Origin of the sequence: Actinomycetospora sp. TBRC 11914 (assembly GCF_012933465.1) — a bacterium.
Lineage (GTDB): Bacteria > Actinomycetota > Actinomycetes > Mycobacteriales > Pseudonocardiaceae > Actinomycetospora.
In genome coordinates this window covers 1-22361 of sequence record NZ_JABBND010000025.1, presented here as the reverse complement: position 1 = coordinate 22361, position 22361 = coordinate 1, and the positions used below count along the sequence as shown (strand labels likewise).

The 22361-nt window shown below is 74.4% G+C and carries 27 protein-coding genes; 14 read left to right on the top strand and 13 right to left on the bottom strand.

Features of this window, described 5'->3' with window-relative positions; genetic code table 11:
- The first annotated feature begins 4 nt into the window (after positions 1 to 4).
- Positions 5 to 148, top strand: coding sequence for a hypothetical protein (locus HH311_RS27645; protein WP_169186943.1), 144 nt, complete (start codon positions 5 to 7; stop codon positions 146 to 148).
- Between the two features lie 269 nt (positions 149 to 417).
- On the opposite strand, the gene arr is transcribed toward HH311_RS27645, so the two are convergent.
- Positions 418 to 843: an NAD(+)--rifampin ADP-ribosyltransferase gene (gene arr / locus HH311_RS27640; protein ID WP_169186942.1), complete on the bottom strand. Its 426-nt coding sequence runs from the start codon at positions 841 to 843 to the stop codon at positions 418 to 420.
- A gap of 260 nt (positions 844 to 1103) precedes the next feature.
- Between arr and HH311_RS27635 the strand changes: the two genes are divergently transcribed.
- Positions 1104 to 1937: an LLM class F420-dependent oxidoreductase gene (locus HH311_RS27635; RefSeq protein WP_169186941.1), complete on the top strand. Its 834-nt coding sequence runs from the start codon at positions 1104 to 1106 to the stop codon at positions 1935 to 1937.
- A gap of 366 nt (positions 1938 to 2303) precedes the next feature.
- On the opposite strand, the gene HH311_RS27630 is transcribed toward HH311_RS27635, so the two are convergent.
- Positions 2304 to 2852 carry a hypothetical protein gene (locus tag HH311_RS27630; protein ID WP_169186940.1) on the bottom strand — a complete coding sequence of 183 codons (549 nt, stop codon included), beginning with the start codon at positions 2850 to 2852 and terminating at the stop codon, positions 2304 to 2306.
- Positions 2853 to 3141: 289 nt separating this feature from the next.
- Here HH311_RS27630 and HH311_RS27625 point away from each other — a divergent pair, with 289 nt between their 5' ends.
- Positions 3142 to 4518, top strand: a complete 1377-nt coding sequence (locus HH311_RS27625; RefSeq protein ID WP_169186939.1) for a pyridoxal-dependent decarboxylase — start codon at positions 3142 to 3144, stop codon at positions 4516 to 4518.
- On the opposite strand, the gene HH311_RS27620 is transcribed toward HH311_RS27625, so the two are convergent.
- The 4 genes from HH311_RS27620 to HH311_RS27605 all read right to left on the bottom strand — a co-directional run bounded on the left by HH311_RS27620 (position 4502) and on the right by HH311_RS27605 (position 8130).
- The gene (locus tag HH311_RS27620; RefSeq protein WP_169186938.1) at positions 4502 to 5194 is read right to left on the bottom strand and encodes a DUF6962 family protein; all 693 of its coding nucleotides are present in this window, start codon (positions 5192 to 5194) and stop codon (positions 4502 to 4504) included. The two genes, HH311_RS27625 and HH311_RS27620, sit on opposite strands and share 17 nt — an antisense overlap.
- Positions 5195 to 5232: 38 nt before the next feature.
- On the bottom strand, positions 5233 to 5409 hold the full coding sequence (locus HH311_RS27615) for a hypothetical protein (RefSeq protein WP_169186937.1): 177 nt from the start codon (positions 5407 to 5409) through the stop codon (positions 5233 to 5235).
- A gap of 100 nt (positions 5410 to 5509) precedes the next feature.
- Positions 5510 to 6577: an MBL fold metallo-hydrolase gene (locus HH311_RS27610; protein ID WP_169186936.1), complete on the bottom strand. Its 1068-nt coding sequence runs from the start codon at positions 6575 to 6577 to the stop codon at positions 5510 to 5512.
- Positions 6574 to 8130: an acetyl-CoA acetyltransferase gene (locus HH311_RS27605; protein WP_169186935.1), complete on the bottom strand. Its 1557-nt coding sequence runs from the start codon at positions 8128 to 8130 to the stop codon at positions 6574 to 6576. Before HH311_RS27605 ends, HH311_RS27610 begins: the two co-directional genes overlap by 4 nt.
- Positions 8131 to 8396: 266 nt before the next feature.
- Between HH311_RS27605 and HH311_RS27600 the strand changes: the two genes are divergently transcribed.
- The gene (locus HH311_RS27600; protein WP_169186934.1) at positions 8397 to 8723 is read left to right on the top strand and encodes a hypothetical protein; all 327 of its coding nucleotides are present in this window, start codon (positions 8397 to 8399) and stop codon (positions 8721 to 8723) included.
- On the top strand, positions 8720 to 9313 hold the full coding sequence (locus HH311_RS27595; protein ID WP_169186933.1) for a peroxidase-related enzyme: 594 nt from the start codon (positions 8720 to 8722) through the stop codon (positions 9311 to 9313). The genes HH311_RS27600 and HH311_RS27595 overlap by 4 nt, the downstream gene beginning before the upstream one ends.
- On the opposite strand, the gene HH311_RS27590 is transcribed toward HH311_RS27595, so the two are convergent.
- Positions 9301 to 10251 (bottom strand): magnesium transporter CorA family protein, encoded by a 951-nt coding sequence (locus tag HH311_RS27590; protein ID WP_169186932.1) that lies wholly within the window; start codon positions 10249 to 10251, stop codon positions 9301 to 9303. The genes HH311_RS27595 and HH311_RS27590 overlap by 13 nt on opposite strands.
- Positions 10252 to 10412: 161 nt before the next feature.
- Between HH311_RS27590 and HH311_RS27585 the strand changes: the two genes are divergently transcribed.
- Both HH311_RS27585 and HH311_RS27580 read left to right on the top strand, forming a co-directional pair.
- The gene (locus HH311_RS27585) at positions 10413 to 11003 is read left to right on the top strand and encodes a hypothetical protein (protein WP_169186931.1); all 591 of its coding nucleotides are present in this window, start codon (positions 10413 to 10415) and stop codon (positions 11001 to 11003) included.
- Positions 11004 to 11043: 40 nt separating this feature from the next.
- Entirely contained in the window at positions 11044 to 11436 is a 393-nt protein-coding gene (locus tag HH311_RS27580) for a hypothetical protein (protein WP_169186930.1), read from the top strand.
- Positions 11437 to 11460: 24 nt separating this feature from the next.
- Here the strand turns inward: HH311_RS27580 and HH311_RS27575 are convergent, their stop codons facing one another.
- On the bottom strand, positions 11461 to 12123 hold the full coding sequence (locus tag HH311_RS27575) for a hypothetical protein (RefSeq protein ID WP_169186929.1): 663 nt from the start codon (positions 12121 to 12123) through the stop codon (positions 11461 to 11463).
- Positions 12120 to 12281: a hypothetical protein gene (locus tag HH311_RS27570; RefSeq protein WP_169186928.1), complete on the bottom strand. Its 162-nt coding sequence runs from the start codon at positions 12279 to 12281 to the stop codon at positions 12120 to 12122. The genes HH311_RS27575 and HH311_RS27570 overlap by 4 nt, the downstream gene beginning before the upstream one ends.
- A 244-nt stretch (positions 12282 to 12525) precedes the next feature.
- Between HH311_RS27570 and HH311_RS27565 the strand changes: the two genes are divergently transcribed.
- Positions 12526 to 12960 (top strand): SHOCT domain-containing protein, encoded by a 435-nt coding sequence (locus HH311_RS27565; protein WP_169186927.1) that lies wholly within the window; start codon positions 12526 to 12528, stop codon positions 12958 to 12960.
- 74 nt (positions 12961 to 13034) lie between these two features.
- A complete protein-coding gene (locus HH311_RS27560) occupies positions 13035 to 13583 on the top strand; it encodes an Lrp/AsnC family transcriptional regulator (protein ID WP_169186926.1) in 549 nt (182 codons plus the stop codon).
- On the opposite strand, the gene HH311_RS27555 is transcribed toward HH311_RS27560, so the two are convergent.
- The 3 genes from HH311_RS27555 to HH311_RS27545 are packed head-to-tail and all read right to left on the bottom strand — an operon-like array spanning position 13569 to position 16929.
- On the bottom strand, positions 13569 to 14876 hold the full coding sequence (locus tag HH311_RS27555; protein WP_169186925.1) for a dihydrolipoamide acetyltransferase family protein: 1308 nt from the start codon (positions 14874 to 14876) through the stop codon (positions 13569 to 13571). The genes HH311_RS27560 and HH311_RS27555 overlap by 15 nt on opposite strands.
- An 8-nt stretch (positions 14877 to 14884) precedes the next feature.
- Positions 14885 to 15862, bottom strand: coding sequence for an alpha-ketoacid dehydrogenase subunit beta (locus tag HH311_RS27550; protein ID WP_312030449.1), 978 nt, complete (start codon positions 15860 to 15862; stop codon positions 14885 to 14887).
- Between the two features lie 14 nt (positions 15863 to 15876).
- Complete coding sequence (locus HH311_RS27545) at positions 15877 to 16929, bottom strand: thiamine pyrophosphate-dependent enzyme (RefSeq protein ID WP_312030448.1); 1053 nt, start codon at positions 16927 to 16929, stop codon at positions 15877 to 15879.
- 290 nt (positions 16930 to 17219) lie between these two features.
- Here HH311_RS27545 and HH311_RS27540 point away from each other — a divergent pair, with 290 nt between their 5' ends.
- The 3 genes from HH311_RS27540 (at position 17220) to HH311_RS27530 (ending at position 19619) form a co-directional block, all read left to right on the top strand.
- Positions 17220 to 17978, top strand: a complete 759-nt coding sequence (locus tag HH311_RS27540; RefSeq protein ID WP_169186924.1) for an SDR family NAD(P)-dependent oxidoreductase — start codon at positions 17220 to 17222, stop codon at positions 17976 to 17978.
- Positions 17979 to 18010: 32 nt separating this feature from the next.
- Positions 18011 to 19054, top strand: a complete 1044-nt coding sequence (locus HH311_RS27535) for a 2,3-butanediol dehydrogenase (protein ID WP_169186923.1) — start codon at positions 18011 to 18013, stop codon at positions 19052 to 19054.
- A 79-nt stretch (positions 19055 to 19133) separates the two neighbouring features.
- Positions 19134 to 19619, top strand: coding sequence for a DUF4188 domain-containing protein (locus tag HH311_RS27530; RefSeq protein WP_169186922.1), 486 nt, complete (start codon positions 19134 to 19136; stop codon positions 19617 to 19619).
- A 160-nt stretch (positions 19620 to 19779) separates the two neighbouring features.
- Here the strand turns inward: HH311_RS27530 and HH311_RS27525 are convergent, their stop codons facing one another.
- Positions 19780 to 20154, bottom strand: a complete 375-nt coding sequence (locus HH311_RS27525) for a hypothetical protein (protein WP_169186921.1) — start codon at positions 20152 to 20154, stop codon at positions 19780 to 19782.
- 407 nt (positions 20155 to 20561) lie between these two features.
- Between HH311_RS27525 and HH311_RS27520 the strand changes: the two genes are divergently transcribed.
- Both HH311_RS27520 and HH311_RS27515 read left to right on the top strand, forming a co-directional pair.
- On the top strand, positions 20562 to 21683 hold the full coding sequence (locus HH311_RS27520) for a magnesium transporter CorA family protein (RefSeq protein ID WP_169186920.1): 1122 nt from the start codon (positions 20562 to 20564) through the stop codon (positions 21681 to 21683).
- 5 nt (positions 21684 to 21688) lie between these two features.
- Positions 21689 to 22165, top strand: coding sequence for a hypothetical protein (locus tag HH311_RS27515; protein ID WP_169186919.1), 477 nt, complete (start codon positions 21689 to 21691; stop codon positions 22163 to 22165).
- Positions 22166 to 22361 lie beyond the last annotated feature (196 nt).

The following is a 22361-nucleotide window of genomic DNA, read 5'->3' as shown; positions in this document are numbered from 1 at the left end:
ACCGATGGGACTGCTGGACCTCTGCGCGCCGCCCCGCCACAAGCACCACCACCACCGCGGCTGTGGCTGCCACCAGTGCAAGCCGCCGCAGGACTGTTGCGCCCCGAAGGAGTGCAAGCCGAAGCACAAGTCGCACTGCGACGACTGATCTGACGGCCGGGTGACTCGGGGGCGGGCCGCCGGTCCGCCCCCGAGCTCTCTCCACTCACGGGTCTCCCGGTGGCACAGGCCCCGAGGAAGAACGCACGCCAGAACTGCCGGTTCGCCTCGCGACCGTCGGCGACGAAATCATTGTGGTTCACGTAGTTCTCGGCCACGGACCGGTCGACCATGTCGGGCTCGTGGGCGTTCAGCATCTCGACGTAGATCTCGGCCAGGTCCTGCTCGCGGGTGTTCACGGCAGGCGACGGGAGCGGCTCAGTCGTAGATGACGGCGGCCCCGCGGCGCCGCAGGTCGGCGAGGCCCTCCAGCATCGCCGCCAACTGCTCCGGCGTGTGGCCGACCCAGCCCTCCAGCTCCCCGACGATGCGCACCGGCTCCCGGGTACGGAAGGAGCGGGTGGGGTTGCCGGGGAGCTTCTTGTCGGTGACGTTCGGATCGTCCTCGATCGGCCCGGTCGGCTCGACGAGGTAGATGCGCCCGGGTCCGTCGCCGAGGGCGAGCTCGGCCGCCCACGCCGCGGCGTCCAGCGTCTCCGTGACGTAGACGTGGTTCATCACCCGGCCGGCCTCGAAGTTCGACAGGCGGCCCGGGACGAGCAGGTCGCCGACCCGCAGGTCCGCCTTCGTCCCGTGCAGCAACGACCCCGACTCGTGGACCTCAAAGGGCGTCGGCCCGGTCATGACTCGTCGTGACCCTCTCGGGAGAGCAGCTCCGGCAGGCCTTCCAGGATGGCATCCACGACCCGGCTCCGGCGGGATCTCGTTCGCGACGAGGGCGGCGTCGTCACCCATCTCCTGTCCGACATCGTCACGTTCGTCGAGAGTGCGCCGCGCCGCGGGACGGACGAGCCCTCACGGGCCGGAATGCGGCCCGGGACGAGCGGGTTGGCCGGGACAGAGGAGCCGGCGAGGAGACAGCCGGCGGGACGACGGAGGCGCTCATGACGGTGGCACCGGGTCGGTACGGGGTGTTCGCGCGGGGGACGGAACTGTCCCCGGAGCTCGTGGCGACGATCGAGCGGCTGGGGTACGGCGCCGTCTGGCTCGGCGGCAGCCCGCCGGCGGACCTGGAGCACGCCGAGTCGCTCCTCGCCGCGACCGACCGCCTCGTGGTGGCCACGGGCATCGTCAACATGTGGGCATCGCCGGCGGCCGAGGTCGCGACGTCCTACCGGCGGATCGCCGAGCGCTACCCCGACCGGTTCCTGCTCGGCGTCGGGATCGGGCACCCGGAGGCGGTCGGGCAGTACCGGAAGCCCTACGCCACGATCGTCGAGTACCTCGACGAGCTCGACGCCGGCGGGGTGCCGGTCGAGGGCCGCGCCCTCGCCGCGCTGGGACCGAAGGTCCTCGCCGTCGCGCGGGACCGCACGGCTGGCGCGCACCCGTACCTGACGACGCCGACGCACACCCGCGGCGCGCGGGAGATCCTCGGCGCCGGCCCGCTGCTGGCGCCGGAGCAGAAGGTCGTGGTCGACACCGACGTCGAGCGGGCGCGCGCGATCGGGCGCGAGAAGGTGCGCAACCCCTACCTGAAGCTCACCAACTACCGGAACAACCTCCTGCGGACCGGTTTCACCGAGGAGGACCTCGACACCGCGTCGGACGCCCTGGTCGACGCGCTCGCGGTCCACGGGGACCCGGCCACCGTCGCCGCCGGCCTCACCGCCCACCTCGACGCGGGCGCGGACCACGTGTGCGCCCAGGTCCTCGTCGGCGACCCGGGCGACTACATCCCCGCGCTCACGTCCCTGGCCGGGGCGCTCGAGCTGTGAGGGCCCGGCGCGTCACGGCGTGGTCGGCCCGGGTGCCCCGCAATCGGAGCACCCCCGCCGGCCCCGCAGCCCGCTCCCGCACCCGGGGCAGCGCGTCGGCAGGCAGACACCCCGCCCGCAGGCCGCGCAGCGGCGCGCGCCGACGGTCAGGCCGCACGCCGCGCAGCTGACCGCCCAGGACTCCGGCGAGCGGCGCCGCGGCAGCAGGACCGGGACCGGCTCGGGCCTCCCGGGGCTCCTCGTCGTGTCCATCGCGCCCTCCCTCCGGGCCCGTCGTCGTGTGGTGACGACGGTGCCCGGAGGCCGGGCGGGGCGGGATGGGGCGCGCCCCCGAGGGCGCGGGGGCAGACCCCCGCGTTCAGCGGCTCACGGCGTCGTGCTCGCGTCCGGCAGGCGCCAGAAGTCGCCGAGGAACCGCAGCACGCTGCCGAGCGGGGTGGTGGGCCGGGGTTCCGTCGACGGCGCAGCGCCCGGCTCCGTCGCACGGTGCCGGCCGGGCGCGGCGCTCGTCGCGCCGGCCGGCAGCCGGCCGTCGTCGCCGGCGACCGTGGCCGCGAGCGGCGGGACGGGCTCGTCGAGGGCCGCCGTGTCGAGGACGTACTCGTCGGGCCACTCGATCCACACCGGCTCCATCAGCCGGATGGAGATCCACTGGTTGTCCTGGGTCAGCGTGGCGACCTCGACGGCGGGGACCCCGAAGGCGGCCGCGAAGCGGGCGGTCCGCTTCGCGAAGTCGATCGGGAGCTGCCCGGGCCGCAGCTTCACCGAGAAGCGGGCGGGGACGGAGTCGAGGGTGATCGTGCCGACCAGCGGCGCCTGGAGGATGGCGCCGGGCGGCGGGATTACCTGGGCGAGGTGCGTGACCAGGCAGACGTTGGTCCAGATGTCCTTGATCTCGCGCTCGGTGGCCGCCACCTCGCGACGGTGCCAGTCCCGGTCGGCACGGCTCGCCCCTGGCAGGAGCGGAGGAATGACCCACATGACGATCCCCTCACCTTCCCCGGCAGCGCCTGGCCGCCGGACCGGGGGCGCTCTCCGTGCCGTGGATCGCACGCACGTGGTTCCCCCGTGGACGACGCTAGGCCGGGGTGGGCGCTGCGGTCTGTAGTCGGTTCGGCTCGTTCGCCCTCACGAACGGCCTACCCTCCCGGCCCGGACTTCCGGACCGTGGCCGCACCGTCACGCCGCGGCTACCGTCACGGCGATGGGGCACGACGACGTCCTGCACCGGGCGGCCGAGCTGGCCGGCTCGTGGTTGCGATCCCTGCCCGAGCGACCGGTCGGCGTGCCCGTCGAGCCGCAGGCGCTGCGCGACCGCCTGGACCCGACGCTGCCCGACGACGGCGCCGACCCCGTGGCGGTACTCGACCGGCTGGTCGCCGCGCTGGAACCGGGCCTGGTGGCGACGAGCGGCCCGCGCTACTTCGGCTTCGTCACCGGCGGCACGCTCCCCGCGGCCCTGGCGACGGACTGGCTGGTGTCGGCGTTCGACCAGAACCCCGCCGTCGCCGTGCTGTCCCCCGCGGTCGCGGCGGTCGAGCAGGTCGCCGCGGCGTGGGTGCTCGAGCTCCTGGGGCTGCCGGCCGGCGCGTCGGTGGGGTTCGTGACCGGCGGGCAGATGGCCAACTTCTCCTGCCTGGCGGCGGCACGGCACGCCCTGCTGGCCGGGGAGGGGTGGGACGTCGAGGCCGACGGGCTCGCGGGGGCACCGGTCCCGACGGTGCTGGTCGGGGACCACGTCCACGCGACGGCGGTCCAGGCGCTGCGGCTGCTGGGCTTCGGTGCGCGACGCGCGCGGCGCGTGCCCGCCGACGACCAGGGCCGGATGCGGCCGGACGCCCTGGCGGCGGCGCTCGTCGAGGTCGAGGGCCCCGTGCTGGTGTGCGCCCAGGCCGGGGAGGTCAACACGGGCGCTGTGGATCCGCTCGACGCGATCGCCGACGTCGTCAGTGCCCGGGAGCGGGCGTGGCTGCACGTCGACGGTGCGTTCGGCCTGTGGGCGGCGGCCAGTCCCGGGCGCCGGCCCCTGCTGGCCGGGGTCGAGCGCGCCGACTCGTGGGCGGTCGACGCCCACAAGTGGCTCAACGTGCCCTACGACTGCGGGCTCGCGATCGTCCGCGATCCGGCGGCCGCCGTGGCGGCCCTCAGCGTGACCGCCTCCTACCTCGCCGTCGGCGGCCGTGACCCGTCCGCCCTCACCCCGGAGTCGTCGCGGCGGGCGCGGGCCCTCCCGGTGTACGCGGCGCTCCGTGCGCTGGGCCGGCACGGGGTGGCCGAGCTGGTCGACCGGTGCTGCGCCCTGGCCCGCCAGGCCGCCGACGAGCTCGCCCGCTGCCCGCAGGTCCGGGTGCTCAACGACGTCGTGCTGAACCAGGTCCTGTTCCGCGTCGAGGACGCCGACACGGCCGCCGTCGTCGACCACGTGCAGCGGGACGGCACCTGCTGGGTCGGCGGCACGACGTGGCACGGCCGACCGGCCGTCCGCCTCTCCGTGTCGAACTGGTCGACCACGCCGGGGGACATCAGCCGGTCGGTCGCCGCCGTCACCGACGCCATCGCCGCGGTCAGTCGCGCCGGGTAGCGGCGCCACCGACCTCGTCGGCCGCCTGCTCGCCGGCGCCCGCCCCGCCGGCCACCACGGCCGCCGACGGCCGCCCGTGGGCGACGGCCCGGGCCAGCAGCACCATCCCGGCGACCTGACCGATGTGGTATGCGGAGTCGGGGTCGATCCGCAGCAGGTCCGTCGCGCCCGGGACGAGCCGGAACAGCGCGCCCACGATGCTCACCCCGATGGCGACGAGCACCGCGCCCCCGGCCGGATGCCCCTGCCACCACGCCCAGACCCAGAGTCCGACGACGCAGGCCATCGTCAGGCTCTCGCACCACATGATCGCCATGATGCTGGGGTGGCCGGTGACGGCGATGACCGCGTACGCGATGAACCCGATGAGGCGCAGCGGCCAGAAGACGATGGCGCGGGTCGGCCCGAGGACCTGCACCACGGTCGCCGCCAGCAGGTAGGACATGACGACGACGACCATGATGCTCATGACAGCCCAGGTGACCTGGCCCCAGCGGGGATCGCCGACGAGGAAGCCGTGGTAGACCGCCCCGATCAGCGCGGTCACCGCCGTCCAGGCGAACGCCGCGCGCCAGTACTTCGCCCCCTCGACGTCCCGGGGCACCCGGGGCCAGAGGTAGAGCGTGACCAGCCCGAGCGCGAGGTCGGTCAGCGAGGCCAGCGGCTGGAGGAGCACACCCCACGGTAAGTCGGGGAGCGCCCCGCACAGCAGGGTCAGTCGGCCGGCGATTCCGGGAGCTCGTCGGTCTCCGGCTCGGGCCTCGCCGCCCGCACGCGGACCACACCGCTGTCGAGGTCGAGCCCGACGACCCGGGCCCGCTGTCCGTTCTCGTCCGACTCCTCGACGCCCTCGATCTTCGGACCCCGGAAGATGCCGCCGAACGCCGTCATGGCTCCACCCTAGGCACCGACGGCCGGACGTGGACCAGGCCGACCGCCACGACGCAGACGCGCGGCCGAGACCCTGCTGCGTGCCTGATCCGCGGGCTCGTCAGGCGAGACGCACGACCGTGGCGCCGTCCTCGCCGCGCGAGCGCGTCACCTGCCCCAGGCTCTCCAGGTACCCGACGTGCGCCGCGGTCTCCGCGATCGCCCCGAAGCGCATCGCGCCCACCTCCGACCACGGGCGGGACCACGTGAGGTGCTCGGCGAGCGCCCAGATCGTGGGCGCCCCGAGCTCGGCGACGACGCCGAGGAGCTCGGCGCAGCGCCGCTCGTGGTGCTCGACCAGCTGCGCCGTCCGCGCCGCCAGCCCCCGGAACCGCCACTCGTGGGCCGGCAGCACGTCGTGGTCGTCGAAGGCCGCCACCCGCCGCAACGAGGTCAGGAAGTCCGCCAGCGCCGGCCGCTCGGTCTCCGGGGCGAGCCCGATGTTCGGGGTGATCCGGGGCAGCACGTGGTCCCCGGTGAGCAGCAGCCGGGCGTCCTCGTCGCGTAGACACAGGTGGCCGGGCGTGTGCCCCGGGGTCCACAGTGCCCGTACGGTCCGGCCGCGGACCGGGACGAGGTCGCCGTCGTCGAGCAGGACGTCGGGCTCCGCCATCCCGCCCGGGTCCTGGTCACCGCGCAACGGCGCCAGCAGCTCCGCGGCGTCGGCCGCCGGCGCGCCGCTGCGGGCCAACCAGCGCTCGACGGCCCGGCGACGCTCGGTGGGATCCGCGGTGCGCGTGCGCTGCGGGAGGGTGTCGCGCTCGGCCGGGTGCATCGCCACCCACGCCCCGGACTGCTCCCGCAACCGCCAGGACAGCCCGTGGTGGTCCGCGTGGACGTGGGTGACGACGATGCCCGCGACCTCACCGGCCGTGGTCCCGGCGGCGGCGAGCCCGGCCGTGAGCGCGGTCCACCCGTCCGGGCTGTCCCAGCCCGGGTCGACGACCACCGGCCCGTCGTCGCCGAGCAGGACGTAGCTCGACGTGTAGCGCAGCGGGTTGTCCGGGATGGGCACCGGCACCGACCACAGCCACCCGGCGAGCTGCTCGACCGGCGGCAGGACCCGCTCGGCCCAGCACGCGTGCTGCTCGGTCCCGAGGACCTCGACGACGGTGTCCGTGCCGGTCACGGGGCCGGCACCGTCGCCACGTTGTGGCCCTCGGCCTGGGCGACGTGCACGGCGGCGCCGATGGGTTCCTCGGCGCCGGTGAGCAGGTCGAGGGTGGCGTCGTCGGTGACGAGCGCGAGGAAGCGGGCGTCGGTGGCGTCGAGGCGCCCGACGACGATGCCGGTGCGGTTCCCGCGGCGGTCGTGCTTGACCGTGCAGGTCTCGATCGTCGCGGGGCCCTCGGCGCGCTCGACGGTCTCCGGGGCCGGCCGGACGTCGAGCTCGGCCTGCAGCTCGGCGCTGCGGTCGGCCCGCCACCCGGTGGGGGCGGTGGAGTAGACCCCGGCCGAGTACTTGCTGAGGATGCCGCCGTTGGCGCCGACGAACCCGTAGCTGCCCGGCGTCCGGCGCGCGGCCGCGACCGTCTCGGCGATCGCGTGCATCGAGTAGTCGTTGCCGGCCCCGCCGAAGAAGGGCAGGCCGCCGGTGAGCGTCAGCCCGCGCGGGTCGTCGGGCTCGAGACCGAGCTCCTCGGCCACCACGGACACGGCGATCGGGAAGCAGGAGTACAGGTCGATCGTGGCGAGGTCGTCGACGCCGATCCCGGCGACCTCGAGGGCGTGGCGCGCCGCCGTCGCCGCCGCCGGTGCCGTCGAGAGGTCGGCGCGGTCGAGCAGGTCCCGCTCGCGCAGGTCGGCGTGCCCGTGGAGGAACACCCACCGGTCCTCGGCGATGCCGAGCCGCCGCGCGGCGGCCACCGAGACGACGAGCACCGCCGCGCCCTGGTTCACCTGGTCGCGGGCCACGAGGTAGCGCAGGTAGGGGTCGGCGATCGGCCGGTTCGCCGCGGTGGGGGTGGCGAGCTCGGTCGCGCTGCGCTCGGTGGGGGCCGCGGCGTAGGGGGTCACCGCCGCGACGCGGGTGAACGGGGCGAACAGCTCGCCCATCCCCTGGAGGTACTCGTCGCGGGACTGCTTGCACCGCGCGCGGCGGGCGTTCTCCAGCAGCGCGTACTGGCTCGGGGTGTCGGTGAGACCGTGCGCGAGGGTGTAGGAGCTGATGAGCCCCTCGAGGCCGAAGCCGCGGTCCTCGAGGTCGCCGCCGACGGTCTCGGTGAAGTCGGGCCGGTCCTGCGCGTCGGCGAGGTGCCGCGCGGTGGAGATCGCCTCGGAGCCGAACAGCAGGGCGACCTCGCCCTCGCCCGCCGCGATCGCCCCGGCGAGCTCGGTGACCAGGTGCTGTGGCCCCTGACCGCCGGCGACCTCGAGGATCGCCCGGCGGGGCTCGGCGCCGATCCGCCCCGCGACCGACCGCGGGTAGTTGTCCGAGCGGCCCAGCGGCGACGGCGCTCCCGGGATGGAGATCTCGAACTGGCGGACGCCCGCGACGGTGTCGACCGCCGTCGCGACCGCGACCGGATCGGCACCGGTGTCGGCGAGGGCCCGGCGGGCGGCCGTCGCCGCGAGCTCGACCGCCGAGGCCCGCCGGTGGTGGGCGCCGTCGACGGGGTCGCTGCACTGGCCGACGCCGACCAGCACCGGGGTGCGCGGGTCGAGGGCCGAAGGGCTGGTCACGGCGTGCTCCTGGGCGAGGGGGCGGGAGCCGGGCCGCTCCCGCCCCGCACGGTGTCCGACGACGCCGACCTCGCCAAGCACCCCGGGGTCAACATCACCCCCGGGAGATCAGCGCGCGGGCGACCCTGACCGCGCTCCTGCGACGCTTCGCCGACCCCACGGACCGGGAGCCGGCCGCCGAGTCGTGACCGCGTCGTCCCCCTGATCGCGACCCGCGCGGGCCAGCGTCGGCGCTGCTCGACGGGGGGCTCGACGAGGGGGAGCGCATGGACGCAGACGACCAGGCGTCGGCCGCCGCCACGCGCGACCGGCGCTTCCGTGAGCTGGTGGCCGCGGTGGTGCACGGCGCGGGGGTCCTGCCGGTGGCGGTGCGGGAATCGCTCGTCGTCGGGACCGCGCCGCCCGACGACCTGGCCGGGCTCGTCGCGAAGGTGGCCGGTGGGGGCCTGGCGGTGACCGACGACGACGTCGCGACGCTGCGCGCGGCCGGGTACAGCGAGGACGCGGTGTTCGAGTGCGTCGTCGCCGTCGCGGTCGCCGCCGGCGGCTCCCGCCTGCGGGCCGTGGAACGCCTGCTCGCGGAACCGTCGTGATCCGGCTCCGGTCGATCCGCCGTGGCCGGGGGGTCGCGGCGCGGGTGATGGGGCCGGTGCTGGGGGTCCTGTACGGCGGGTCCGTCCCCGGGTTCGTCCAGGTCCTGATGTTCCGTCCGGCGTTCTTCGGCAAGCCCCTCGGCCGCTACGCCGACGCGGTCCTGCGGGGACCGGGACGGTGGACCGTCGGCGAGCGCGAGCTCTTCGGTGCCACCGTCTCCGCCGCCAACGTCTGCAGCTACTGCATCGGCGTCCACGCCCGGATCGCCGCCGACTGCCTCGGCGACCCCGTCGTCGACGCCCTGGTCCACCGGACGGCGGAGCCACCGGACGGGACGGGGTCCGCGCTGCCGGCGATGGCGGAGTTCCTCCGCCGGCTCTCCCGCGACCCGGACGCCCTGACGGCCGCCGACCTCGCCCCGCTGCGGGCGGTCGGCATCGGTGACGACGCCGTCCGCGAGGCCGCACACGCCGCGGCCCTGCTCGAGATCTGCAACCGTGTCGCCTCCGCGCTCGGCGTCGAGGGCATGGGCCCCCAGGGCAACGCCCGGGCCGCCGCGATGCTGCTCCGCCGCGGCTACGACCTCTGACCCGTCCCCCGCGAGATCGACGGGGCGAGCAGGCCGGTGCGCCGCAACCACCCGATGATCACCAGGCACGACACGAGCAGGCCACCCACGCCCAGCCCGAAGAAGGCCCAGGCGGCGCCGAGGTGGTCGATCATCCACGTGAAGTTCATCCCGAAGAACCCGGTGAGCGCCGTCAGCGGCAGGAAGACCGTGGCGACGATCGTGAGCCGCTCCTGCACCTCGTTGGAGTAGGTGTCGAGCATCCCCTGGAGGGTCTCCCGGTCGGCCTCGACCTCGTCCAGCGCCTGCCCGAGGTGATCGCCGACGTCGGCCAGGTAGGTCCGCATGGTCTCGGCGTCGTCGGCGACGGCCGTGAGGTGCTCGACGACCCGGGGGAACACCTGGCGCTGGATCACGAGCGTCCGGCGCAGGCCGTTCAGGGTGCGCCGCAGGACCGCCATGCGGTCCCGGTCGCGGGCCCGCGGGTGGTCGAAGATCGTCTGCTCGAAGGCGTCGACCTCCGCGGCCACCAGCTCGAGACCGTCGGTCAGCGAGTCCACGACCGCGTCGACCACGCGGTAGAGGAGGTCGGTCCCGCTGCGGTCCGGGTCGTGCCGGAGGCTGCTCCGGACCCGCTCGAGCTCGGCCGGCGGCACGCGGCTGATGGTCAGCACACATCCACGGACCACGTGGACGTGGACCTCGACCGGTTGCGGTGTCCCGTCGTCGGCGACGGCCAGGCCGAAGAGGACGAGGAGGAGCTGGTCGTCGTAGCGGTCGACCTTGGGGCGCTGGCCGAACTCGCGGCTGTCCTCGAGCGCGAGCTCGTGAAGCCCGAGGAGGTCGGCGACGCGGGCGAGCCCCTCGTCGTCCGGGTCGCGCAGATCGAGCCACACGGGCTCGTCCCGGGCCCGCAGCTCCCGCAGCGTGTCGATGTCGATCTCGTCGAGGGCCTGCACGGCGGGCGGACTACCCGCTCGCGCGCCGCGCGGCCCCTCCCGACGGTGCCCGGGGCGCCGGGAGGCGCGGCCCGTCGCTCGCCCGGCGGCACGCCCGACGGCGCCCTACGCTGGGGTTTCGCGCCGACGGCGGCGCCCGGGGGTGGTCGGAGATGACGTCGATGTCCGGGCCGCGTGCCGACCCCGCCCCGCTCTTCGACCTGGTCACCGGCTTCCCTCCGGACGACGCGGTGGACGTGGTGCTGCCGATCCCGTTGTCGCTCGCCGTCTACATGACGATGCTCGAGTCGACCGGGCACGCGGCCGAGCTCGCCGTGCTCCGGAAGATCCACGTCGACCAGGCCCGGGAGACCGTCCGCGGCATCCAGGCCGGGTTCTGCGACCCCGCCGCCGACGGCGCGTCGCCGCGGGCGCGGATCACGCACATCGTCGAGGAGCGCGTCCCACGGGTGAACGGCCTGCGCCCGCACCTGCACGCCTACGTCGGCGCCACGCTCCGCTCCCCCGGGCCCGTCGTCGCGGTGGACCTCGAGCACCTGGCGGCCCTGGCCGACTCGGACCTGCTGCCCGCCCACCGCGACGGGCTCGCCACCGCCACCGCGGAGCGCGCCGGGCTGGTGTGGGGCGAGACGGCGTGGTCGCCGCGGGAGATCGTGGGGATCGACTGGCTGACAGAGCGCACCGAGCAGGCACGGCACGACGACCTGTCCTGCCGCGGCCCGTGGCCGCGGCAGCAGATCGTCGCCGGCTGACGGTGCCGGCGACGACGCCGGCCGCACTACTGTCGGGACGGTGACGGCGTTCTTCGTGCCCGGCGTCGGCCCCGACCGGGCCGAGAGCCGCTACGCCGAGCTCGCCGCGATCGCGGGGGCCGAGCCGTCCGGCCCGGAGGACCGCGTCCGGTCGATCCGGTTCGTCCACGGTGCCGAGGAGTGGACCGCCACCGTCGGGGAGCCGCTCTCGGGGCAGATGACGAGGACCGCCCGGCACCCCGTCCGCCGCGCGTCCGCGCCCTCCCGCACGGTCTCCGACCCCGCCTCGGTGCAGGCGATCTTCGCCGTCGGCGACTCCTGGGCGGTGGTGACCGACGCCGGCCCCGCCGGGGAGGTCCGCGACTCGACCTGGGACAACCCCGTCACGGTCTCCCACCGCGACACCCGCCAGGTGGTCCGCTTCGACGCGTAGTCGTCACGTCCCCGCGAGTCCGGGTCACGCCGCGTCGACCAGCTCCTGCGCGCGGCGGGCGAGGCGCGCGTGTGCCGCCGGGTCGCCGAGGCGGCGCCCGGCGAGCCCGTCGGCCGCCTCCGAGCGCACCGCGTCCGCCGCCTGGCCGCCCGACCGCGCCCAGCCGCGCAGCCGGTCGGCCGCCAGGCCGGGCGCCGGGTGGGCCGGCACCGCGTAGAGCCGGGCCAGCTCCCGCGCGAGCGTTTCCGGACCGGTGACGTGGTCGTGGCCCGACGGCAGCCCGTGCCGCACCGCCGAGGTCACGCGGCGGGTGCTCCGGATCCGGGACACCGGGTCGAGCAGGAGCCCCGACATCACGAAGAGCACCAGGGGGTAGCCGTGCTCGCCGCGCCAGCCGTCGGTGTGCTCGACGACCCGGCCCCAGAGCGCGGTGCACCCCAGGACCGCCGCCCCGCGCCGGCACGCGAGCACCAGCGGCGCGAGCCCGGCCGTTGCGTAGAGGCCGCACCGGCACTCCACCGACGGGCACGCCGCGCAGCCCTCGAGGCAGGTCGCGGTGGCCGGCTCCCGGTGGATCCACGACATCGGGCGGACCGGCGAGACGAGCTCGGGCCCCCGCCCGCGGTCCGCCACGGTCCAGACCCGCCACCCCGCGACGGGGGAGGCGACGTCGGGGACGAGGGTCACCCGTCGAGGTCGCCGGTGGTGGTCGCGGCCGCGGCGCCCGACGTCGGCGTCGTCGGGGTGGGCGGCAGCTCGGCGGGGCGCCCGGGCAGGTCGCCGTCGGGGACGGGACTGACGATCGGCTCGACGACGAGGGTGCGCACTGGCTGCCCGATGTTCATGTGGTGACCTCCGACTCCGCGGTCTGCCCCGCGATCCCCGACATCGTTCACCCGAACGGGTGACGCAACCGACTGTACCCCTGCTCGTGGCGTGGGTCACGGTCGTCCCGGGAGCACGAATCATCCGCCGGGGATGAGGAACCGGGGGCCGGTGCGGGCCATGGTCGTCCGACGACGACGCGGCGACACCCGAGGAGCACCTCGCGGGACGTACCGGCCCTCCGCGCCGCCGGGAGGAGCCGAGATGCTGCTCGCGCAGAGCGCCACCTACCCGCTGCTCGACCTGTTCTGGACGATGCTCGTGTTCTTCGGCTTCGTCATCTGGTTCTGGCTGCTGTTCGTGATCTTCGGCGACGTCTTCCGGCGCCACGACATCAGCGGCTGGGGCAAGGCCGGGTGGACCGTGCTGATCATCGTCATCCCGATCTTCGGCAGCCTCATCTACCTGATCGCCCAGGGCCGGAACATGGCCGAGCGCCGCACCGCCGACGTCGCCGCCGCGCGCGCCGACTACGAGCGCGACGTCCGGAACATCGCCGCCAACGGCCACGCCGGAGGACCGACCGACCAGATCGCCGCGGGCAAGCGCCTCCTCGACGAGGGCGCCATCACCCAGGAGGAGTTCGACGCGCTCAAGCGCAAGGCCCTCGGCACCACGGGCGCCCACGCCGCGCCCTGACCCTCCCGCGCCCCGACACCGGTCACCCCCCGCACCCGGCGGTTACGCTCCAGTCCGGCCGGAAAGGGGTTCGGATGGTCGAGCGGGAGGGACCACGACGGATCGACGACGTCGACCGTCAGCTGCTGAGCCTGCTCAGCGCGGACCCGCGCGCGTCGACCCGCAAGCTGTCCCGCGACATCGGCATGTCCCCGGGGGCGGTCGGTGAGCGCCTCGACCGCCTCCAGGAACATGGCGTCATCCGGGGGTTCAGCCTCGACATCGACCCCTCGGCCCTCGGGTTCGGCCTGGAGGTGCTGGTCGCGATCGAGCTGCGCCAGGGCAGCCCCGTCGAGAACACCATCGACCTGCTCTGGGGCATCACCGAGGTGCAGGCGATCCAGCTGGTGACCGGCCGCTGGGACCTGGTGCTCTCCCTGCTGGTCCGCGACCAGCACCACCTGCGCGAGGTGCTGCTCGGCGACGTGTGGTCGGTCGCGGACTTCCAGCACAGCGAGACGATGATCATCCTCGACCGGCGCCAGCGGGTCGGGCTCGACCAGCCGCGCCCGGCACGGACCGGCCTCGCCGAGCTCGTGCCCGAGCACGCGGACCCGATGACCAACGGGTCAGTCCAGGAGTAGTTCGCCGGCGGGGTCGGCGAGCACCGCCGCGACCCGGGCGAGCACCCGCGAGCCCAGCTCCCCGTCGACGAGCCGGTGGTCGAACGACAACGACAGCTCGGTGACCTCCCGCAGCGCGACCTCGCCCCGGTACTCCCACGGCCGGCGGCGCACCGCCCCGAAGCAGAGGATCGCCGCCTCGCCGGGGTTGAGGATCGGGGTGGCGGCGTCGACGCCGAACACGCCGACGTTGGTGATCGTGATCGTGCCCCCGGACATCTGTTCCGGCGTGGTCCGGCCGGCGCGGGCGGTGGTGGTCAGCTCCGCAAGCGCGCGGGCGAGGTCGACCAGGGTCAGCGCGGCGGCGTCCTTGATGTTCGGGACGATCAGCCCGCGGGGGGTCGCCGCCGCGATGCCCAGGTTGACCGCCCGCGGGTGGACGATCTCCTGGGCCTCGGAGTCCCAGCGCGCGTTGATGTCGGGGAAGTGGCGCACCGCCGAGAGCAGCGCGCGGGCCACCAGCAGCAGGGGGGTCACCCGCACACCCTCGAAGGCGCGGTGGGCCCTGAGGGCCTCGACGGTCTCCGTCATCGCCGTGACGTCGACGGTCACGAACTCGGTGACGTGCGGGGCGGTGAACGCGCTCGAGGTCACCGCCGCCGCGGTCGCCCGCCGGACGCCGGTGATCGGCACCCGCCGGTCGCCGGGCTCCTCGACGACGGCGGACGGGGCGGACGGGGCGGCGGCCGAGGCGGCCGGCGCGGACGGGGTCCCGGCGTGGCGGCGCACGTCCTCGCGACGGATGCGGTCGCCGTCGTAGGTCACCTCGGCCAGGTCGACGCCGAGCTCCTTCGCCATCTTGCGCACCGGCGGCGTCGCCGGGGGCCGGCTCGGCCGACCGGTGGCCGGCTCCGGGCTCGCGGGCCGCCGACGACGCCGCCGGGTGCGGGCGGCACTGGTGCCGTAGCCGACCAGGACGCTCCCGCTGCCCTCGTCGTCGGGAGCCCCGTCGTCGGGAGCCTCGTCGTCGGGAGCCTCGTCGTCGGGAGAGTGCTCGGCGGCCTGCTCGACGGCGGCGGTGGTCACGGCGATGAGGGGCGCGCCGACCGGCACCGTCTCGCCCTCGGCGGCGAACAGCTCGGCGACGGTGCCGTCGAACGGGCAGGGCAGCTCGACCGCGGCCTTGGCGGTCTCGACCTCGACGACGACCTGGTTGACGCCCACCTCGTCCCCCACGGCGACGTGCCAGGACAGGACGTCGGCCTCGGTCAGCCCTTCCCCGACGTCGGGCAGCACGAAGGTCTCGGTGGCCATGGTTCCCCTCACCAGGCGAGGACGCGGTCGACGGCGTCGAGGACGCGGTCGAGGTCGGGGCGGTAGTGCCCCTCGAGGCGGGCGGCCGGGTAGGGCACGTTGAAGCCGCCGACGCGCAGGACGGGTGACTCGAGGCTGGTGAAGCACCGCTCGGAGAGCATCGCGGCGACCTCGCTGCCGAGCCCGCCGAAGGTCGGCGCCTCGTGGACGACGACGGCGCGGCCGGTGCGGGCGACCGCGGCCACGAGGGCGTCGGTGTCGATCGGGGAGAGCGAGCGCAGGTCGACGACCTCCAGCGAGCGGCCCTCGCCGTCGGCCGCCGCGGCCGCGGCCAGGCAGGTCTCGACCATCGAGCCCCAGGTCAGCAGCGTGACGTCGGTGCCGGGGCGCACCGTGCGCGCGACCTCGGCGGGCAGCACCAGCGGGTCGTCGGCGGTCTCGGCGACCTCGCCCTTCGACCAGTAGCGGCACTTGGGCTCGAAGAAGATCACCGGGTCGTCCGACTCGATCGCCTGTCGCAGCATCCAGTGCCCGTCCTGCGGGGTCGCCGCGACCATCACCCGCAGCCCCGCGGTGTGGGCGAAGTAGGCCTCGTTGGACTCCGAGTGGTGCTCGACCGCGCCGATACCGCCGGAGACCGGGATGCGGACGACGACGGGGACCGTGATGCGGCCGCCGGAGCGGGCGTGCAGCTTGGCCAGCTGCGAGGTGATCTGGTTGAACGCCGGGTAGACGAACCCGTCGAACTGGATCTCGCACACCGGGCGGTAGCCGCGCATCGCCAGCCCGATCGCGGTCCCGACGATGCCGGCCTCGGCGAGCGGGGTGTCGACGACGCGGTCGGCCCCGAAGTCCTTCTGCAGTCCGTCGGTCACCCGGAACACGCCGCCGGACCGGCCCACGTCCTGCCCCATGACCAGGACCTTCGGGTCGGACTCCAGACCGTGGCGCAGCGCGCGGTTGATCGCCTGGGACAGGGTGAGCACGGCGTCCTCCGTCCTCAGTCCACGAACGACGCCGTGTAGGCCGCGTACCCGGCGCGCTCGGCGGCCTGGCTGCGGGTCTCGACGGCGAGGGTGTGGGCGAACATGGCGTCGGCGTCCGGGTCGGGCATGGCCCGGCAGACCCGCCGGACCTCGGCGGCCAGCTCGGTGGCCTCGGTCTCGAGCTCCTCGACGAAGCCGGGCGTGGCCCAGCCGCGGTCGTCGAGCAGCCGCCGGAGGCGCTCGAGCGGGTCGAGCGTGGCCCAGTGGTCGAGCTCGGCGCCGCTGCGGTAGCGCGTCGGGTCGTCGGAGGTGGAGTGGCCGGCCATGCGGTAGGTGACCGCCTCGATCAGCGCCGGCCCCTCCCCCGCCCGCACCGCCGCCGCGGCCCGGGCGGTGGCGGCGCGGACGGCCAGCACGTCGTTGCCGTCGACCAGCTGCGTCGCCAGCCCGAACCCGGCCGCGCGCCGGTGCAGCGGGGCGCCGTACTGCGCCGAGGTGGGCGTGGAGATCGCCCACCCGTTGTTCTGGCAGAAGAACAGCACCGGGGCGGCCATCGTCACGGCCCAGTTGAAGGCCTCGTTCGCCTCGCCCTCGCTCGAGGATCCGTCGCCGAAGTAGGTCATGACGACCTCGTCGGCGCCGTCGCGCTGGACGCCCATCGCGTAGCCGACCGCGTGCGGGAGCTGCGCCGCCAGCACCAGGGTGTAGAGGTGGAACCGGTGGCGGGCCGGGTCCCAGCCGCTCTGGCGCACCCCGCGCCACTGCGCGAGCAGCTCCTCGGGGCCGATGCCGCGGCACATCGCGGCGGCGTGGTCGCGATAGGACGGGAAGACCCAGTCGGTGTCGCGGATCGCGCGGATCGATCCGACCTGGGCGGCCTCCTGGCCCCAGGACTGCAGCCACAGGCCGAGCTCGCCCTGGCGCTGCAGGCTGTACGCCTCGGCGTCGAGCCGGCGGGCCAGGACCATGTCGCGGTAGAGGCCACGACACAGGTCGCCGTCGACGTCCGCGGCGGCCGGGTCGTCGGCCAGTACCCCCTCGGGGGAGACGAGCTGGAAGGTCTCCACGGGTGTTCCTCCACCGGGTCGCGGTGTGCGGGTCCACGTCCTGTCCGGGGTCTCCGGGCGCGTCGGACGCTCGTCGGGATCAGCGGTGGCTGATCACATGACGGAGATTGTTCCAGTCTCTCCGAACGATTGTCCAGTGGCCAGGTCCGCAGACTGCTCAAGTGCGTCTCGGCCGGGCTGCGGTGTCCACGTCGTCGCGCTCCGCGTCCCCGGATTGCGTCCTTGCCCATGGCACGCGATCCGTCGTCTCATGGGAGCCCGCGCGAGTCCCGAGAACCGAGGTGGGCCCGATGGCGCAGTTGCCGGGCAAGGTCGCCCTGATCACCGGCGGGGAGAGCGGGATCGGTCTCGCCTCGGCCCGCCTGTTCGTCCGCGAGGGCGCGCGGGTCGTGCTCGTCGGGATCGAGGAGAGCCTGCTCAAGGCCGCGGTCGAGGAGCTCGGACCCGACCACGCGGTCTCCGCCGTCGCCGACGTCACCGACTCCGCCGCGGTCGCCGCCGCCGTCGCCACCGGGGTCGACCGCTTCGGGCGCCTCGACGTGGTGTTCTCCAACGCCGGCATCTCCGGCGAGGTCGCGAAGATCGTCGACTACCCCGAGGACGTGTTCGCCCGCGTGCTCGCGGTGCACGTCGGCGGCGCCTTCCACGTCCTCAAGCACACGCTGCCCCGGATGAACGACGGCGGCAGCGTCATCATCACCTCCAGCGTCGTCGGGCTGGTCGGCTTCGGGGACCTCTCCGCCTACGTCGCCGCCAAGCACGGCCAGGTCGGGCTGATGCGCTCGGCGGCCAAGGAGGTCGCGGAGCGCCGCATCCGGGTCAACACGCTGCACCCCGGGCCGACCTCCACGCCGTTCCAGGACGACATCGAGATGCGCGCGACCGGCAAGTCGCAGGCCGACGCCGCCCTCGACTTCGACGGGCTGATCCCGCTCGGGCGCCACACCACCCCCGAGGAGATCGCCGCGGCCGCGCTCTACCTGGCCTCCGACGCCTCGGCGATGGTCAGCAGCTCCACCTTCGCGATCGACGGCGGCATGAGCGGCTGACCCCCACCACCTCGAGGAAGGCGGGCCCACCGATGCGCTCCGCGATCTACCACCACCCCCACGACATCCGCATCGAGGACGTCGAGACCCCCGAACCCGGCTCCGGCGAGGTCCAGCTCCGCGTGGCCCACAACGGCGTCTGCGGCTCCGACCTGCACGAGTACTTCGCCTCCGAGACGTTCGTGCCGGTCGCGCCCCACCCCCAGACCGGGATCCAGGCGCCCGTCGCCCTCGGGCACGAGTTCTCCGGCACCGTCACCGCCATGGGCGCGGGCGTCACCTCGGTCCGCGAGGGCGACCGGGTCGCGGTCCGACCGACCTACACCTGCGGCACGTGCCCCTCGTGCCGCGCGGGCCACCCGAACACCTGCCGGATCCTGGCGTTCCACGGCCTGTCCGGGCCCGGCGGCGGGCTCTCGGAGTACACCGTGCTGCCCGAGACCATGGTCTTCGCACTGCCCGAGGACGTGTCGCTCGAGCTCGGCGCGCTCGTCGAGCCGATGGCCGTCTCGTACCACGCGGTCGAGCTCTCGGGGATCCGTCCGGGCGAGCTCGCCGTCGTCGCCGGGCTCGGCCCCATCGGCGTCGGCCTGTTCTTCGCCCTGCGCTCCGCGGGCATCACGGACATCATCGCCAGCGACCCGTCGGCGCAGCGGCGCGCGATCCTGTCCCGCCTCGGCGCCTCGACCGTCATCGACCCGACGGTCACTGAGGTCGCCACCGCCGCCCACGAGGCCTCGGACGGCCTCGGTGCCCGGGTCGTCTTCGACGCGGCCGGGGTCGGCGCCGCGATCCTCACCGGGATCGGCGCCCTCGCACCGCAGGGCAAGGTCGTCGTCGTCGGGATCCACGAGCAGCCCATGGAGCTCAACCCCACCGCCCTGCTGCTCGGCGAGGCCCAGATCGTGGCCTCGCTGGTCTACACCGACGACGACTACCGCCACGTCATCGACGCCATGTCCCGCGGTGGGATCACCGGCGAGGGCTGGGTCGACCACGCCCCGCTCGACGACCTGCTCACGGTCTACGACGAGCTGCGACGCGGCGAGCGGATGAAGGTCCTCATCGACCTCTGAGCACTTCCTGCCCATTCGGCCCTGGTGGGCGGAACGTCCCGGGTGTGCCCTATCGGTGGACGACAGAAGGGGGACCGTCATGGCACCGGCACAGGACCGGAAGACGGCGGAGGTGGACGGCGACTTCGTCGTCTTCCTCATCGGGGCGCGACCCGACCTGCGCCACCCCGTCCGGACCTTCCTCGACCTCGGTGGTCGCCGGGGCATGCGGCACATGCTCGACCACCTCGTCGCCCACCCGGAGAAGGGCCTGCTCGGCTACACGATGGGGTTCCCGGTGATCGTGCAGTACTGGCGGTCCTTCGAGCACCTCGAGGCGTTCGCGCGCGACCAGGACGACCCGCACCTCGAGGCGTGGCGGAACTACTACCGCCGCAACGGCCGGACCGGGATCTGGCACGAGACGTACCTCGTGAAGGCCGGCCAGTACGAGGCCATCTACGGCAACATGCCGCCCTTCGGGCTGGGCAAGGTCGGCCGGCTCGTGCCGCTGTCCGACGCGAGCACCGCCCGGCTGCGGGTGCGGCGCCGGGACGACGTCGACGGGACGGTCCCCACGGGCTGAGTGTTCCGAGCGAAGGGCACCTCCGGTCGGCCCTATGGGCGAGGGGCGCCATTCGTCGGAATCCCGCGACCCGAGGTCGTTTCCGAGCGAAGGGCACCTCCGGTCGGCTCTATTGGTGGCGGGCGCCCCTCGCCGGAATCCCCCGACCCGGCTCGCCGTGTCACCGGTCGCGGAAGAACGGGCCGGTGTGCGGCACGCGCGTGACCTTCTCCGGCCTCGTCGCCACCCGTTTCCGGATCGCCTGCGCCGGGGCGGCCGGCGGTGGCGCGCTGCCCGGGAGAGCCGACGGCGTCGGCGGCGGGGAGGGGCGACCGAGGACCGCGAGGACGACCCGGGGCACGAGCCCGGAGGCGTCGAAACGGTGGGCGAAGTCCGCGTAGGCGTCGAGCTCCCGGGCGATCAGTTCGCCCACCGGTTCCGGGAGGACCCTTCGGGCCTGGGCGGCCGCGGCGCGGCACCGCGCCTTCTCGTGGGCCTGCAACACCGGGCCCTCGGTCCGCGGAGCCGGAACGTCGACGATCGATGTGCCGCTCACGTTTCCTCCTCCCGCACCCCGGCCGGGCGAATCCCGGCGACTGTCTGTCATGGTCGCGCAGAAGTTTTCGGGGTCAATCGACCGGACAGGCGGCCGGCTGTGCGGCCGATGTCGCCCGTCGGGCAGAGCCGTCGAGTTCGTGGCCGGCGAACGAGGGACAGAGGGCGGCAGTCGGCGCACCGGGCCGCCCGAGTCCCCGTCCTCGGCCGTTGACGGCGTCCGGCGTTGCCACGCCATTCGCCGGGTGATGACCATTCCTTGGGAATCGTGTGGATCTCTCTCGACACGGATCCACCGGTCACCGATCTCCGGCGTCCATTCGTCGGCGGAGCAGTTCTCGCCGATTCCCCGTGGCTCCTCCGTGTCATCCCTCCGTTCACATCGGCGCGGGACGGGAGAGGACGACGATGAGCTCCGAGACGGTGACCACGGACGCCGGGCCGGCGCCCGGGGGTGGCCTGCGCGCCCGGCCGGCCGACGGGACCACGTTCGCCGGGGGCGACCCGGCGGCCGCCGCCGGTCGGACGGTCACCGGGCACAGCCCGCCGCGCTGCCCGGCACGGACCCGCGCCTACCGCGGCGGCCGGCTGATCGACGAGGGCTTCCCGGTCGCCGAGCTCAGCGACCACCTGGACACCCACCCCGACACGTTCGTCTGGCTGGACCTGCACGACGCGGACACCGGCGACCTCGAGGTGATCACCGAGGAGTTCGGCCTGCACCCGCTCGCCGTCGAGGACGCGGTCAACGAGCACCAGCGGCCCAAGGTCGACCGGTACGACGACCACCTGTTCCTCTCCGCCTACGCGGTCCGGCTCGACGCCGGGACCGGGCGGCTCGCCGCCAGCGAGATCGCCGCGTTCATCACGCCGCGAGCGCTCATCACCGTCCGCAAGGACGACGGCTTCGACCCGGAAGCCCTCGTCGGCCGGTGGGACGCCAGCCCCGACCTCGCCGCCCACGGAGTGGGCTTCCTGCTGCACGGTCTGCTCGACCAGGTCGTCGACGGTCACTTCACCGCCGTGCAGTCCCTGGACGACGAGATCGAGGAGCTCCAGGACCAGCTCTTCGCCGAGGTCGACCCCGGCCAGGCGCTGCAGCAGCGGAGCTTCGAGCTGCGGAAGTCGCTGGTGCTGCTCCGTCGCGTGGTGCTCCCCATGCGCGAGGTCGTCAACACGCTCATGCGACGCGACCTGCACCTGCTCGACGAGGCCCTCACGCCCTACTACCAGGACGTCTACGACCACGTCCTGCGAGCCACCGAGTGGACCGAGTCGCTCCGCGACCTGGTCACCACGATCCTCGAGACCCGCCTGACCATCCAGGGCAACCGGCTCAACGAGATCATGCGCAAGCTGACCTGCTGGGCCGCGATCATCGCGGTGCCCACCGCGGTCACCGGCTTCTACGGCCAGAACGTCCCGTATCCCGGATTCCAGCAGTCCTGGGGATTCGTCACCAGCATCGTCCTCATGCTCGTCATCGGGGGCGGGATCTACCTCGGCTTCAAGCGCCGGAAATGGGTGTGACGAGAATGGCGGACCAGGGTCTCGTCACCCGGCTGCGGGCGGTCGCCCGCGATCGGGTCGGCCCCACCGAGCAGTCGCTCATCGTCGCCTGGAGCGGGTTCGGCGCGACGTTCGCCATCACCCGGGCGATCACCCACTGGATCCGGGCGGGCCACGGGCCCTCGAGCGGCGGGATGAGCGCGGGCGGGCGCCACCTGCACCACTACAACATCGGCATCCTCCTGCTCGCCGCCGTCGGCGCCGTCGCGCTGCGCGGCGAGGAGCGCCACCGACGGCACCCGGTCACCGCGACCGCCTACGGCAGCGGTACGGCGCTGATCGTCGACGAGCTCGCGCTGCTGATCGACCTCGAGGACGTGTACTGGTCCCGGGACGGCCGCACGAGCGTCGACGCCGCGGTCGGGCTCATCGCCGTCGGGGGTCTCTACCTCGCCGCGGTGCCGTTCTGGCACGGGGCGGCCCGGGAGGTCCTCCGTCGATGACACGCTGCCCTCATCGGGAAGGGGCCACCCCGGCGTGGTGAGCTCCTGGACGAGCGCGCGGACGGTCGGTTGATCAAGGGCACAGCAGGCAGAGCGGGGCGGCCGCGGAGATGCCTGGCGTACCCCTCGTCGAAGACCGGGCACGTGCGGGGCCGCGAGGCGGCTGATCAGGAGCACACAGGGCAGGCCGAAGCGG

Bases quoted from the DNA above. Each gene is read 5' to 3' on its own strand.
- HH311_RS27520 (WP_169186920.1), top strand. From the start codon at position 20,562: ATGAGCTCCGAGACGGTGACCACGGACGCCGGGCCGGCGCCCGGGGGT.
- HH311_RS27570 (WP_169186928.1), bottom strand. From the start codon at position 12,281: ATGAACATCGGGCAGCCAGTGCGCACCCTCGTCGTCGAGCCGATCGTC.
- HH311_RS27535 (WP_169186923.1), top strand. From the start codon at position 18,011: ATGCGCTCCGCGATCTACCACCACCCCCACGACATCCGCATCGAGGAC.
- HH311_RS27645 (WP_169186943.1), top strand. From the start codon at position 5: ATGGGACTGCTGGACCTCTGCGCGCCGCCCCGCCACAAGCACCACCAC.
- HH311_RS27540 (WP_169186924.1), top strand. From the start codon at position 17,220: ATGGCGCAGTTGCCGGGCAAGGTCGCCCTGATCACCGGCGGGGAGAGC.
- HH311_RS27625 (WP_169186939.1), top strand. From the start codon at position 3,142: ATGGGGCACGACGACGTCCTGCACCGGGCGGCCGAGCTGGCCGGCTCG.
- HH311_RS27515 (WP_169186919.1), top strand. From the start codon at position 21,689: ATGGCGGACCAGGGTCTCGTCACCCGGCTGCGGGCGGTCGCCCGCGAT.
- HH311_RS27600 (WP_169186934.1), top strand. From the start codon at position 8,397: ATGGACGCAGACGACCAGGCGTCGGCCGCCGCCACGCGCGACCGGCGC.
- HH311_RS27555 (WP_169186925.1), bottom strand. From the start codon at position 14,876: ATGGCCACCGAGACCTTCGTGCTGCCCGACGTCGGGGAAGGGCTGACC.
- HH311_RS27560 (WP_169186926.1), top strand. From the start codon at position 13,035: ATGGTCGAGCGGGAGGGACCACGACGGATCGACGACGTCGACCGTCAG.
- HH311_RS27565 (WP_169186927.1), top strand. From the start codon at position 12,526: ATGCTGCTCGCGCAGAGCGCCACCTACCCGCTGCTCGACCTGTTCTGG.
- HH311_RS27585 (WP_169186931.1), top strand. From the start codon at position 10,413: ATGTCCGGGCCGCGTGCCGACCCCGCCCCGCTCTTCGACCTGGTCACC.
- HH311_RS27635 (WP_169186941.1), top strand. From the start codon at position 1,104: ATGACGGTGGCACCGGGTCGGTACGGGGTGTTCGCGCGGGGGACGGAA.
- arr (WP_169186942.1), bottom strand. From the start codon at position 843: ATGACCGGGCCGACGCCCTTTGAGGTCCACGAGTCGGGGTCGTTGCTG.
- HH311_RS27530 (WP_169186922.1), top strand. From the start codon at position 19,134: ATGGCACCGGCACAGGACCGGAAGACGGCGGAGGTGGACGGCGACTTC.
- HH311_RS27615 (WP_169186937.1), bottom strand. From the start codon at position 5,409: ATGACGGCGTTCGGCGGCATCTTCCGGGGTCCGAAGATCGAGGGCGTC.